Source organism: Sphingomonas molluscorum (assembly GCF_039522995.1).
Taxonomy (GTDB): Bacteria; Pseudomonadota; Alphaproteobacteria; order Sphingomonadales; family Sphingomonadaceae; genus Sphingomonas; species Sphingomonas molluscorum.
The window spans coordinates 1-12866 of sequence record NZ_BAAAEL010000005.1 but is presented as its reverse complement, the minus strand read 5'-3'; the positions used below and the strand labels follow the sequence as shown (position 1 = coordinate 12866).

15 protein-coding genes are annotated in these 12866 nt (G+C 67.8%); 13 read left to right on the top strand and 2 right to left on the bottom strand.

Annotated features, from left to right (window positions below):
- Positions 1-284 precede the first annotated feature (284 nt).
- The 13 genes from ABDZ92_RS07825 to ABDZ92_RS07765 all read left to right on the top strand — a co-directional run bounded on the left by ABDZ92_RS07825 (position 285) and on the right by ABDZ92_RS07765 (position 11535).
- The gene (locus ABDZ92_RS07825; protein ID WP_125959954.1) at positions 285-1148 is read left to right on the top strand and encodes a baseplate assembly protein; all 864 of its coding nucleotides are present in this window, start codon (positions 285-287) and stop codon (positions 1146-1148) included.
- The gene (locus ABDZ92_RS07820) at positions 1138-1788 is read left to right on the top strand and encodes a phage tail protein I (protein WP_125959955.1); all 651 of its coding nucleotides are present in this window, start codon (positions 1138-1140) and stop codon (positions 1786-1788) included. Before ABDZ92_RS07825 ends, ABDZ92_RS07820 begins: the two co-directional genes overlap by 11 nt.
- Entirely contained in the window at positions 1785-2969 is a 1185-nt protein-coding gene (locus ABDZ92_RS07815; protein WP_125959956.1) for a gp53-like domain-containing protein, read from the top strand. The genes ABDZ92_RS07820 and ABDZ92_RS07815 overlap by 4 nt, the downstream gene beginning before the upstream one ends.
- Before the next feature lies 1 nt (position 2970).
- Positions 2971-5316 (top strand): SGNH/GDSL hydrolase family protein, encoded by a 2346-nt coding sequence (locus tag ABDZ92_RS07810; RefSeq protein WP_125959957.1) that lies wholly within the window; start codon positions 2971-2973, stop codon positions 5314-5316.
- 73 nt (positions 5317-5389) lie between these two features.
- Positions 5390-5923 (top strand): phage baseplate assembly protein V, encoded by a 534-nt coding sequence (locus ABDZ92_RS07805; RefSeq protein WP_241211778.1) that lies wholly within the window; start codon positions 5390-5392, stop codon positions 5921-5923.
- Positions 5920-6282, top strand: coding sequence for a GPW/gp25 family protein (locus tag ABDZ92_RS07800; RefSeq protein WP_125959958.1), 363 nt, complete (start codon positions 5920-5922; stop codon positions 6280-6282). Before ABDZ92_RS07805 ends, ABDZ92_RS07800 begins: the two co-directional genes overlap by 4 nt.
- A gap of 11 nt (positions 6283-6293) precedes the next feature.
- A complete protein-coding gene (locus ABDZ92_RS07795; RefSeq protein WP_125959959.1) occupies positions 6294-7481 on the top strand; it encodes a phage tail sheath subtilisin-like domain-containing protein in 1188 nt (395 codons plus the stop codon).
- Between the two features lie 3 nt (positions 7482-7484).
- Positions 7485-7673: a hypothetical protein gene (locus tag ABDZ92_RS07790; RefSeq protein ID WP_125959960.1), complete on the top strand. Its 189-nt coding sequence runs from the start codon at positions 7485-7487 to the stop codon at positions 7671-7673.
- 21 nt (positions 7674-7694) lie between these two features.
- Entirely contained in the window at positions 7695-8204 is a 510-nt protein-coding gene (locus ABDZ92_RS07785) for a phage major tail tube protein (RefSeq protein WP_125959961.1), read from the top strand.
- Between the two features lie 59 nt (positions 8205-8263).
- The gene (locus ABDZ92_RS07780) at positions 8264-8575 is read left to right on the top strand and encodes a phage tail assembly protein (protein WP_125959962.1); all 312 of its coding nucleotides are present in this window, start codon (positions 8264-8266) and stop codon (positions 8573-8575) included.
- An 8-nt stretch (positions 8576-8583) separates the two neighbouring features.
- Entirely contained in the window at positions 8584-8709 is a 126-nt protein-coding gene (locus tag ABDZ92_RS07775; protein ID WP_272695329.1) for a hypothetical protein, read from the top strand.
- A 1-nt stretch (position 8710) separates the two neighbouring features.
- On the top strand, positions 8711-11320 hold the full coding sequence (locus tag ABDZ92_RS07770) for a phage tail tape measure protein (RefSeq protein ID WP_125959963.1): 2610 nt from the start codon (positions 8711-8713) through the stop codon (positions 11318-11320).
- Positions 11320-11535 carry a phage tail protein gene (locus tag ABDZ92_RS07765; protein WP_343762272.1) on the top strand — a complete coding sequence of 72 codons (216 nt, stop codon included), beginning with the start codon at positions 11320-11322 and terminating at the stop codon, positions 11533-11535. The genes ABDZ92_RS07770 and ABDZ92_RS07765 overlap by 1 nt, the downstream gene beginning before the upstream one ends.
- Here the strand turns inward: ABDZ92_RS07765 and ABDZ92_RS07760 are convergent.
- Both ABDZ92_RS07760 and ABDZ92_RS07755 read right to left on the bottom strand, forming a co-directional pair.
- Positions 11481-11948 carry a hypothetical protein gene (locus tag ABDZ92_RS07760; protein ID WP_343762270.1) on the bottom strand — a complete coding sequence of 156 codons (468 nt, stop codon included), beginning with the start codon at positions 11946-11948 and terminating at the stop codon, positions 11481-11483. The two genes, ABDZ92_RS07765 and ABDZ92_RS07760, sit on opposite strands and share 55 nt — an antisense overlap.
- 151 nt (positions 11949-12099) lie before the next feature.
- Positions 12100-12705, bottom strand: coding sequence for a contractile injection system protein, VgrG/Pvc8 family (locus ABDZ92_RS07755; RefSeq protein WP_343762267.1), 606 nt, complete (start codon positions 12703-12705; stop codon positions 12100-12102).
- Positions 12706-12866 lie beyond the last annotated feature (161 nt).

The following is a 12866-nucleotide window of genomic DNA, read 5'->3' as shown; positions in this document are numbered from 1 at the left end:
CTCATCCCGGTCTCCTTGCGGAGCCTGAATCAGATCGCGACGCTCACATCAATGGGTCCTGACCCTAAACAGCAGCATGCCAAGTCGCCGATGGGAATGTTTTTCAAGCATCATCATTGATGGTTCTGCGAATCATCGCTCTCGCAACCAGCATCGAGCGCCCGTCCTGCCTACGACGGGCGCAGACTTTCAGCCACACGCAACCATTCTCGCAATCGTAGAGTCCCTCTCTACGATTGCGGCCCCCTAGCGGCTGTCACCACCCGCCGCCGACATGGCCGGCGATGTCCACCGCCCCCGCCAGCTCCAACGCGATCGACCTGTCGCGCTTCCCGGCGCCGACCATCGTCGAGCAGCTGACGTTCGAGCAGATCCTCGCCGAGCTGGTCGAGTCCCTGCGCGCGCGCCTGCCGGCCTTCGATGCGCTGGTCGAAAGCGACCCGGTCATGAAGCTGCTGCAGGTGGTCGCCTACCGCGAGCTGCTGTTGCGCCAGGGCGCCAACGACGCCGCACGCCAGCTGATGGTCGCCTACGCGCTCGGCACCAATCTGGATCATCTCGCGGCTCTGGTCGGCGTCATCCGCCTGCCGGGCGAGGCCGACGACGCCCTGCGCCAGCGCGCGGTCCTTGGCCCGGAAGGTTTCTCGGTCGCCGGCCCTGAGCTGGCCTATATCTACCACGCCAAGTCGGCGGACCCCGGAGTGCTAGACGCCAGCGCCATCTCGCCGGCTCCCGGCGAGGTTCTGGTCACCGTCCTGTCGCGGGAAGGCGACGGTGCAGCCTCGGCCGCGCTGCTCGATGCCGTCCGCGAGCGGGTAAATGCGCGCGAGGTCCGCCCGCTCGGCGACCTGGTCACCGTCGCCAGCGCCGAGATCCGCACCTTCGCAGTGCACGCCACCCTCTACACCTTCGCCGGCCCTGACCGCTCGCTGGTGCTGACCGCTGCCCGCGAGCAGCTGGACGCATACCTCGCCGAATGCCGGCTCCTGGGCCGCGACGTGACCATGTCCGGCCTCTACGCCGCGCTGACCGTCCCCGGCGTCCAGCGCGTCGTGCTGGCCGCGCCCACTGCCGACGTCGTCTGCGACTATACGCAGGCAGCCTGGTGCACCGACATCGTCATCGCTCACGGCGGCTATGACGCCTAGCCTGCTGCCTCCCAACGCAACCCCGCTGGAACGCGCGGCCGAAACGGTGACCGCGCGCATCGGCGACGTGCCCTTTCCGGTCGAAGCGCTGGGCGATCCGCAGCGGATCCCGCTGCGGTGGTTGCCGTGGCTCGCCTGGGGCCTGTCGGTCGACAGCTGGGACGACGATTGGAGCGAAGCGGAAAAGCGTGCGGCCGTTGCCGGCTCGATCGCGCTGCACCGGATCAAGGGCACCCGCGCGTCGGTGGAGACCGTGCTGGGCCGCTTCGACCGGTTGCTGCACCTGGTCGAATGGCATCAGGCGGCGCCGCGCGCGGATCCGCACACCTTCGAGGTTCGCCTGCCGATCGCCGGCGACGGCGTGGAGCCCGGCGGCCGCCGCGCCACCGCGGCCTTTGCCGAAGCCATCATCCGCGAAGTCTCGCGGGTGAAGCCGGCGCGCGAGCATTTCCGCCTGGTGCAGACGCTCGGGCTTGAGGGCGCGATCGGCATCCAGGGCGTCGCCCGCCTCACCGGCGCCGTCCGCCAGGACATGGCCGCCAACTTCGACACCTCGCCGGCCTGGGCCGCCTTCCTCCAGACCGAGGATGGCGAGCCGCTGCAAGACGATGCCGGCGCCTTTGTGGACACCGCACCATGAGCAAGCTCGCCCTCACCATCACCCAGGCGGGCCATTCCCGCTTTACCGCGGCCCAGGTCGACGACGACATCGACCTGTCGATCAGTGCGGTCGGCCTCTCCGATCGCGCGTTCGTCGCCGCTCCCACGCTCACCGCCCTGCCGGGCGAGTTCCGGCGCGTGTCGACGATCTCAGGCGAGGCCATCGGCGACAACGTCGTGCACATGGTCGTGCGCGACGCGGATCCGCTCGCCTACACCGTGCGGAGCTTCGGCCTGTTCCTGGCCGATGGAACGCTGTTCGCCACCTACGCCCAGGCCGATCCGCTGTTCGAGAAGTCGGCGCTGTCCGACATGCACCTCGCGATCGACATCGCCTTCCCCACTGGCAACGTCGAGCAGCTGACGTTCGGCGACACTAACTTCCTCAACCCGCCCGCGACCACCGCCACTCGCGGCGTCGTCGAGCTGGCGACGCAGGAGGAAGTCGACACCGGCGAGGACACGGAGCGCGTCGTCACCCCGCGCACGCTGGCACAGCGGCTTGCCGGTTGGGCGGGCGGGCTGCTCGGCCGCCGGATCACCGGCGCTGGCCTCGCCACCGGCGGCGGCGACCTGACTGCCGACCGCACCATCACCGTGCCTGCGGCCTCCGCTGCCGAGGCGGATGCGGGCACGATCGCCAGCAAGGCGCTGACGCCCGCCAGCATCGTCAACATCATCGCCTCGATTACCGCGCGTGTGCCGCTCACCCGCCGCATAGACACCGCAGGCCTGGCGCTCGGCGGCGGGGCGCTCGGCACCGACCAGACGATCTCCGTGCCGGCCGCGACATCCGAGCAGCTGCTCTACGCCACCGCCGCCAATGTCGCGGTCACGCCGCAAAGCTTTGGCGGTCTGGCGCACCTGCTGGAAGCGAACGGCTACTGGACGCTACCCGGCGGGCTCATAGTCCAGTGGGTAAACTACCGCGCGGTTCTCGCCGACGAACCGGCAGTGACGGTCAACTACCCGCTCGCCTTCCCCAACCGCTGCCTGGTCGCGAGCGCCACCGCCTTCATCAACGCGCCGTCCGCGGCTCGGGACTCCTGGGCGCAGGTCGCCGGCAATCCCGGCCGCACCTCGTGCGTGATCCAGCTGCAGGCCGACGACCAGAACGATCGCGTGGTCGACGGCTTCACCCTCCTCCTGATCGGTTACTGACATGGCGAAGATCTCCGAACTGCCCCCCCTGGTGGAGCCCACCGGCAACGAAACCGTGGTAGTCCTGGATGGCGGCGCGACTAAGCGCGTGCCGATCGCCGGACTTGCCAGCGCTGCGGTGGCGCCCCAGGTCGCGCGTGCACTCGCCGCTCAGATTGCAGCGGAAGGCGCCGTCTCGCCGTTCAAGGCGAAGCTGGGTGCAGATCTCAGCGACGTGACGACGCTGGTTGCTGGCACCACCGCGCCCGACAGCCAGACGGCCGGAACTCCGATCTTCATCTCCGAGGCCAGGACGGTGCGGGCTGGGCTTCCCACCGAGATCAGCTTGCGCATCGCTGGCGCGGGCACCGGCGAGCTGGCCCTGCTCGCTCCGGTCGGCGATGCCTTCGACTTGCGCGTGGTGCGCAACCTTGGCGTCGTGACGGTGGCTGCAGGCGTAAACACCTTCCGGCTGCCCGCGGACATGCCGATCCTGCCCGCCGGATCAGTGGCCGTCTACAAGCGGCTGACGGGAAGCCAGAACCTGCGCGATGATCCCGGCGGAGTAGGTATGCGCGGGATTCCCATCACGACCGCTCTCTCTGAAGGTGCGGTTATCACCCCTGGCGCAGTCGTGAGCTTCACCCTCGCGATCGCGCTGAAGATCCTCGCCGCCCCCGCACCGATCGAGGGGCGCCTTGCGAACGCGGAAGCCGCCGTGGCTGACGTCCCGGACGTGAAGAACAAGCTGGGCGAGCCCGGCCGGGTCACTGCCGCCTATGGGTACAGCATCGACCCGCAAGCGCCTCTCAAGGAGGTTGCCCGCGGCCGAACGAACTACATCAATCGGCCGCTGAAGGCTGGCGACCGTTTCCTCGGCTTTGAAGTTACGGTCACTCAAGCCGGCGGTGGCTCAATCATAGTATCTACCCCGGTTTACGATGCTTCCGGGGCATTGGTTCAGGCCCGCCCCATCGCGATCTATGACGTGATGCTTGAGGTGGGGACGAGCTTCCTCGCCCACACGGGCGATCCGGCATTCCCCGATTCCCGCTACCCCGCCGGATCGCTTGTCGGATTCTTCTGCGACACGGCCATTCTCGCATATGCTGAGACACTTGCTCCCGAGGGGCCGGTCTACCGCCACCAGAGCGGCAAGCCTGTTCTAGCCGTCGCCAAGGCGGTCGACACCCTGACCTATTCCCCGGCGATCAAAGCCCGCATTGACGGCATCGCCGCGGTCGCGCCCCGCCTCGCCAAGGTCGAGCAGCGGGTCGCATCGCTTGAACAGGCCGGTGTCGGAACGTCTCCGCAGCCGCTCCCGATCGGCGCGGGCAAGTATCCGCCGTTCTCGCCCGGCAACGCCTATTTCCGGTGGCTGTTGAAGCGCGCTCGGATCGAACGGAATATCACGACCGCTATTGGTCGCATCGTCATGATCGGCTCTTCGTCGGTAGCGCGCGCCGCCATGCCACAGGCGCTTGCGGACCGGCTTGTCCCCCAGCTCGGCTTGTCGGGGCAGGGCTGGCTCAGTGTGTCGGGCGTTGCGGCGCTGTCTCAGCCGATCAACGGCGGCACCTTCGCGCGGTCTGCGGGATGGACGCAGGTCGAGTTCGCGGGCCAGCTGGGGCTCGACGGCTTCGCGGTCACGACGAGCGCGGCGGGTGAGACGCTGGAGTGGGGCAACATCCCGTGCCGCTCCTTCGCGATCTATTCCGACGACGCCAGCGGCGCCTACGAATACTCGATCGACGGCGGCGCGAGCTGGACGCAGGTAGCCAGCGGCGGAACCGCTTCGCGGCGCAAGACGGTCACGCCCGCGCTTGCATCCGGCGCTCACCGGCTGATCGTGCGGTCCGTTGGCGCGGCCCCGCTGCGAATCCTGGGTGTCTATGCGCCCGGAACCGAGAAGGGGGTCGAGATCAGCCAGGCGGGGCACGGCGGCAGCGACAGTCTCAACTGGCGCGCGTTCTTCCCCGGTGTCGCGCCGATCCTGACCGAGATCGACCCCGACGTGGTGTTCATCGCGCTCACCTCCAACGACATGCGCGCGAACCGCTCGCCTTCGGCGTTCAAGACGAACATGCAGGAGTTCGTCGCAGGCGTCCGGGCAGCTGCGCCGACCGCCGCCGTGGAGCTGTTTGCGCAGCCCGACGTCTCCGGGACGTTCGCCTATGATCCGGCAGCCTATCGCGACAAGATGCGCGAGATCTCCGACGCCGACCCGATGGTCGAATACTACAGCGGCGCTGACGTGTTCGCCGACTATACGGTAATGCAGCCGCTGGGCGCTTTCGAGGACACCCTGCATCCCAACGAGTTGGGCAGCGCAGCGCTGATGCGGCGCTACGAGCGCGAGCGCCTCTAAGGCTCGGGCAAGTCGCAATCGTAGAGTGCGTCTCTACGATTGCCGCCCCCGTGACGCCGCAGCCCGGCCGCGCATGGTCGTTTTCGTGGCCGAACCTGTCGACACCCCCCGCCTGATCGGCGACCTGCTGCGCGAAGGCGTTGTGATCGAACGCGTCGGCGCGACGTGCCGTGTCGCCATCGGCGATCTCGAAAGCGGCCCCATTCCCTGGCTCGCCGGGCGTGCCGGCGACGCGACGATCTGGTCGCCGCCGAGCGTGGGCGAACAGGTCGCGGTGCTCTCGCCCGAGGGCGACATCGAACGCGCGATCGTCCTGCCCGGCATCTTCTCCGACGCGCACCCGGCACCCGGCGACGACACCACTCACATCGCGTTCTCGGACGGCACCTGGATCGGCTACGATCCCGGATCGGGCGAAGCCATGGTGGCACTCGGCGACGGCACCAGCTTGTCGATCGCGCCCGGCAAGATCCGCATCAACTGCGACGTCGAGATAGCCGGCAAGCTGACCGCAACCGACGACGTCGTCGGCGGTGGCAAGAGCCTGAAGGATCACGTTCACACCAAGGTACAGGCCGGCGGCGCCATCTCGGGGCCGCCGCAATGATCGGGATGAACGCCGCCACCGGCAAGCTGCTGGAAGGCATCGAGCATCTGCGCCAGTCGGTGCAGGACATCCTCGGCACGCCGCTCGGCACCCGCGTCGGCCGGCGCTGGTACGGCTCGCACATCCCCGAGCTGCTCGATCAGCCGATGAACGATCGCACGCGCCTGGCGCTGGTCGCCGCCGGCGCCCTCGCCCTGCAGCGTCAGGAGCCGCGGATCCGCGCCACGCGCATCACCGTCGAGACCGGCGCCACCGCCGGCGCCGCCGTTCTCCGCATCGTCGGCAAGCGGCTCGATGGCGCCCGCGCCGGCGCCCCGCTCACCCTCGCCATCCCCGTTCGCTCTGCCCGCGCTTCCTGAAAGGACCATCCATGGCCGACCGTTACCACCACGGCATTTCCCTGACCGAGATCTCCAACGCGCCGCGAATCATCGCGACCGTGGCCACCGCCGTCATCGGCCTGGTCGCGACCGCGCCCGCTGCCGCCGCTGACGCCTTCCCGCTCGACCGGCCGGTGTTGGTGCGCGATCTCGACGCCGCGATCGTCGCGGCCGGCGCCGGCGGCACGCTCGCCGCCACGCTGTCCGCAATCGCCGCTACCGTCCGCGCGCCCGTCGTCGTTGTGCGGGTCGCACCGGGTGCGGATGCCGCCGCTACGCAGGCAGCCATCATCGGCGCCGACGCGAACGGCCTGCGCACCGGCATGCAGGCGCTGCTCAGTGCCGAGGCGGTCACCGGCGTGAAGCCGCGGATCCTCGCCGCGCCTGGTCTCGAAAACCTGGACGTGACCACCGCCCTTGCGGAGGTGGCCGAGAAGCTGCGCGGCATGGCCTATGCCAAGGCGCTGGGCGAGGACGTCGCTGCCGTCGACGCCTACGCCTCCGGCTTCACCTCGCGCGCGCTCATGCTGCTGTGGCCGGACGTCACCGTCCGCCGCGCGGACGGCACCAGCGTGCCCAGCTTCGCCGCCGCCCACGCCGTCGCCATGCGGGCCCGGATCGACCAGGAGCAGGGCTGGCACAAGACGCTGTCCAACGTGCCCCTGCCCGGCATCACCGCCGGGACCGGCGTCATCGGCATCACCCGCGACGTCACCTTCGACATTCAGGATCCCGACTGCGACGCCAACGTGCTGAACGCGGCCAACGTCACCACCCTGGTGCGGATCAACGGCGAGCTGCGCTTCTGGGGTTCGCGCACCACCTCCAGCGATGCGAACTTCGCCTTCGAGTCCGCAACCCGCACCGCCCACATCCTCGCCGACACCATCGCCGCCGGCCTGGTCTGGGCGATCGACAAGCCGCTGACCCCTGGCCTCGCGCGCGACATCGTTGAGCAGTGCAACGCCAAGTTCCGCGCGATGAAGCTGGAGGGCGTCATCTACGGCGCGAAGGCGGTGTTCGATGCGGCCAAGAACCCGGTCGACAAGCTGCGCAGCGGCATCCTGACCATCGGCTATCGCTACACCCCGATCCCCCCGCTGGAGCGGCTGAACCTCGTCCAGGAGATCTCGGACGAGTTCCTGGCCGACTTCGCCAGCCTCGTTGCGGAGGGCTGATCGATGGAGATCCCCAACCGACTCCTGATCGTGCTCCTGGTCTTCGGCATCGTCATCGCCGCCCTGCTGTGGGGCTTCGGCATCGTACCCTGGTGGGCGGTCCCGATCATCGTCGTGGCCGCTCCCGGCGCCGCGATCAGCATCCTCGTCCTCCTGTTCTACGCGGCCTGGGTCGCGTCGGGCAGTCACTGACCCAACCGAAAGGACCGCCACATGAGCTTTCCCGAAAAACTGAAGAAGGCCGACCTGTACGTCGACGGCCGCTGGGTCGCCGAACACACCTCGGTCACCCTCCCCAAGCTCGGCCGCAAGCTGGAGGAGTTCCGCGGCGGCGGCATGGACCGCCCGGTCAAGATCGACATGGGCGGCGAGGCGCTGGAGGCCGAATGGGCCTGCGGCGGTTGGGTGCGCGATCTGATCATGGGCTTCGGCCACGAACGGCTCGAAGGCATCCAGATGCGCTTTACCGCAGCGGCCCAGGACGATGCCACCGGCACCGTCCACAGCTGGGAAGCGATCCTCGGCGGCCGTCACGAAGAGATCGACCTGGGCGAGAGCAAGGCCGGCGAGGACACGGAGATGAAGGGCAAGACTGCCGTCGTCTTCTACCAGCTCACCCGCGACGGCGAGGAGCTGGTCTACATCGACGTGCTCAACGCGATCGAGCGCATCGGCGGTGTCGACCGCATGGAAGCCCAGCGCAACGCCCTCGGCCGCCTCTGATCTCCGGCCCCGGCCGCGCGCCGGGGCCACCCCGCCCCCACGAAATCTAGGATCGTCCCATGTCTGCTGTCTTTTCCCGTTTCGCCCTCCAGGCCGCCATTTCTGTTGCTGGTGTCGTCGCGCACGAAGCCGGTGCCGAGATCGAGGTACGCAAGCCCGGTGCCGGCGAGATGCGCGGCCTTTCCGTCAACCCGCTCATCCAGGGCGACTACACCTCGCTCGAAACGCTCGCGGGCCGCATCACAAAGCCGGCGCTGACGAAGCCGCAGTTCGCCTCCATGGATCCCGCCGATCTGACGCAGTTCCACCTGGAAGTGCTCGATTTTTTGCTGCCGTCGAGCGCGAAGCAGGCCGTCTCCCCGACCGAGTAGAGCCCGTCATGGCGGACATCTGGTGGGTGCTGCGCGGACAGCCCGACCTGCAGGCGATGTCCGCCATGTCGCTCGCCGAACTGATGGACTGGCATCGCCTCGCGATCGAGCGCGCGCCCAAGAAGGAAAAATGACGTGTCCGATCGCGAGCTGAAGATCCGCATGCTGCTCGCGGCCAGCGATCGGGTGACGCGGCCGCTGCGCGACATCGCCGGCGGTTCGCGCGCCGCGACCGAGGCACTGCGCGGCACCCGCGAGCGGCTGCGCGAGCTGGACCGTCAGCAGGAGCAGATCCGGGGTTTCCGCGCCCTCAAGCTGGGCATGCGCGAAACCGAGCAGCAGATGCGCTCGGCACAGGCACGCGTTACGGCGCTCGGCCGCGAGATCGCCCAGACGGCCAATCCGACCCGGGCAATGACCCGTGAGTTCGAGAAGGCCCAGCGCGAGACCGCCCAGCTCGAACGACAGCACCAGAGCGAATCGAACCAGCTGCGCGAGCTACGCACCCGCCTACGTGACGCCGGCATCGAGACCCGCGACCTCGCCCGTCACGAACGCGAGTTGCGCGAGCGCTCCCGCGAGACCAACCGCGAGCTGGCCGAGCAGGAACGTCTCCTCGAACGCGTCGCGAGTCGCGAACAGCGCATGGGCGCCGCGCGCGAGCGGTTCAGCCGCACCATGGGTACCGCCGGCAATGTCGCGGGCGCCGGCATGGGAATGCTCGCCACGGCCGGCGCCATGGCGCTGCCGATCGTCGCCGGTGTCCAGGCGGCGCAGGAATACGAATCGAAGATGACCGACATCGGTCAAAAGGCGAACCTCGCGCGTGCTGCGACGGGTCGCATGGGCGCGGATTTGCTGAAAGCCGCGCGCGCCGCAAACCAGCTGCCGGAGGCGATGCAGGGAGGTGTCGACACCCTGTCGGGCTTCGGCCTCGATCCACGCCAGGCGACCGCGATGATGGTGCCGATTGGCCGCGCCGCCACCGCCTATAAGGCGGAGATCGCGGATCTCGCCGCCGCCAGCTTCTCAGCCCACGACAACCTGAAGGTGGCGCTGAACGACACCGGCCGCATGATCGACGGCATGGCAGCGGCCGGCAAGGCAGGCGCCTTCGAAATGAAGGATATGGCGCAGCACTTCCCGACGCTGACGGCAGCCTATCAGGGGCTCGGTCAGACCGGCGTCGCTGCTGGTGTCGACCTGTCGGCCGCGCTCCAGATCACGCGCAAGGGCGCCGGCGACAGCGCGACGGCCGCCGGCAACCTCAACAACGTCCTGCAGAAGATCACCTCGCCCGCGACGGTGCGGGCGTTCAAGAAGCTGGGCGTGGATCTGCCGAAGTCGCTGAAGAAGCTCTATGCCGAGGGCAAGACGCCTATCGAGGCGATCTCCGAACTGACGAACAAGACGCTGAAGGGTGACCTGTCGCGCTTGGGCTACCTGTTCGAGGATGCCCAGGTGCAGGCAGGCTTGCGCCCGCTCATCCAGAACATGGAGGAATATCGGCGGATCCGCAGCGAGGCGATGAATGCCAGCGGTACCACCGATACCGACTTTGCCGAGCGCATGCGCGACAGCGCCGAACAGACCAAGCAGCTCACCGTCAACGCCGCCACGCTCGGCATCCAGCTCGGCACGGTGCTGCTGCCCAGCGTCAACGATCTGCTCGGCAAGGCCGCCGCCATGGCGTCGCGCCTGGGCGACTGGTCGCAACGCCACCCCGCGCTGACGAAGGCGCTTGTCCTGGCGACGGTGGCGATCACGGCGCTTATGGGCGCCGCCGCGCTCCTGACCCTCGCTTATGCCGCCATGATGGGGCCGATGGCGCTGTTCGGCGCGCTGTCGACCGCCACAGGCATCGCCATGGCGCCGCTGATCGGCATCGTCCTGGGCGTCGTCGCCGCCGTCGCCCTGCTCGCCTATGGCGCGTACCAGGTCTACAACAATTGGGGCGCGATCAGCGGGTTCTTCGGCGGCATCTGGGAGCGCATCCGCTCGACCTTCACCTCGAACTGGGCGTTCATCCGCAACCTGCTGCTGGGCGCCCTGGTCATCTTCATGCCGCCCGTCGCTGCGCTGATGCTGGTCGCGAAAGCGGTCTACGACAATTGGGGCCGGATCCGCGCCGGTTTCATGGCCGGCGTCGCCTTCCTCGCTGCCGTCGTCGGCCCCTTGGTGCAGCCGCTCTACAATGCCTTGAACCTGGTCGGCGGCTTGGTCGGCCGGTTCTCGCAGATGGGCCTGCACCTGATCCAAGGCCTGGGTCGCGGAATCCTCTCCGGCGTCGGATGGGTGCTGAAGCTCATCACCAACGTCGCCACCACGATCGGCGGCGCCTTCGCCAAGGCGATGGGCATCCACTCCCCGTCGCGCGTGTTCATGGCCTATGGCGGACACCTCATGGCCGGGCTGCACAACGGCATCGACAACGACGCCGACGCGCCGGTCGCCCGCATGACCCGCCTGTCGCGCGACCTCACGCAAGCGCTGGCGGCGACGGCCGCAACCCCAGCCCTCGCCTCTGGTGCCGCTATGCCCGCCGCTGGCGGGGCGCAGGCGTCCGCAATGGCGCCCGCTGCGGCGCCGGCCCGCACCTACATCATCAAGGTCGAGGGCGGCACCGGCGGCCCGACCGAGATCGAGGCCGCCGTGCGCCGCGCGATCGAACAGGTCGAGCGGGAGCGATCCGCCAACAGCCGCTCGGCTTTCGCCGACGATGCCGACTGGAACGTCTGGTGCTGATGTCCCTTGGGATGTTTCCCTTCTCGCTCGACACCCTCGCCCATGAGGATCTGACCCGCCGCACCGCCTGGCGCCATGCGACGTCGCAGCGCATCGGCCAGCGCGATGCGACGCAGTTTGTCGGCCCTGGGGAGGAAACGGTCTCGATTGGCGGCACCGCCTATGCGGAGCTGACCGATGGCCGACTATCGCTCAAACCACGATGTTGCGCGTAGTTTCGTAGTGCCTCCATGAACCGATAGCTGCCATTGGCATCATAGGCAGCGCTGGTTGCTGTCTTGAAGGCCGATTCCAATCCTGCGGTCGTCAGCTTCTTCAAGTGGTGCGGCGTGTGGTCGATATACGATTTGCAAGAGTGCAGTAAGTTGGAAAGTCTGCGCGCAAAGCCGAGCCGCGTCTGGTTGGCCTCGTGATAGCCTTCGTGGCTTAACACCATCGTGTTCATCGCTGAACGTATTAATTCCAACTCAAGCTCGATGTAGTTTTGGATCAAGCTATCCCATTCTTCTTCGATAGATGCGATGACACCGAGTGTGATCCAAGACGTTCGCAAGAGATCATACTCGGCTTTGGTGATCGGCACTTTCGGCGTCCGACCCAACACAGCTTTCCAAAGATAGTATCCCATGGGCTCAATCCGCCACACGAACAGGACGAATGCAAGCGGCCGTTCCAGCCCACGAGCGCAACAGCACCTGAATGGATGCCCAGGTTCAGCTGCCGAGCGGCCTCGTGAACGGCTGATGTTGGACGCTTTCAGACAGTCAGCTTTATGGGCGCTACCTAATCTGGAGCGTCACCTGCGTCTGGAACCCTCGATCGCCGAGCGCGTGAGACACCTCGCTTACGACCCAGCGCTCGGCACCGATCACGGGCTTGAAGCCAACGACGGTCACCGGCTGTTCCGGCTTGATGTCGGCGCGGCCTAGCGCAAGGTTCAGCGCCAGCGTGCGGGGCTGGCGCGCGGCGCGGCGGCTCTCGGCCGCTGCCGCTGACTGGGCGTCGGCTTCGCTGGCATAGGTGCGAGACAGTTTGCGAGCGCCGTCGGTCTTGCCGACCGTGACCGTCTTCTTCTTCGCGGCGCCGCGATCATGCCAGCTGGCGGTGACGCCGGTGACCTCCTCTTGTTTCTGCACCTGATAATCGTGCCGATCGCCATGGCGGCGATGGATGGTCAGCGTCGGTAGGCTGACGCCGGAGATGGTCGCCGCCTTACCGAGCGGCGCCAGCACCAGGTTCCCGCGCTTGATGGTGGCGGCGGCGTCGTGATCGCGCCCCAGGCGGCGCAGGAAGGCGAGGTCGCTTTCCCGGCTCTGCGCCTTGGTGGTGACCGCGATCGATGCCAGTGCGGGCGCGCAGCGGGGCGTCAGGCCATGCCTTTGCACGGCGCGACCTTCGACTCCGGATGGACCGGCAGCTTTGCCGGTGGCGAACAAGACAAGGGGCTGCTCCGTCATTCGTCGTATGCAACCATTGATTTAGGGTCAGGACCCATTGATGTGAGCGTCGCGATCTGATTCAGGCTCCGCAAGGAGACCGGGATGAG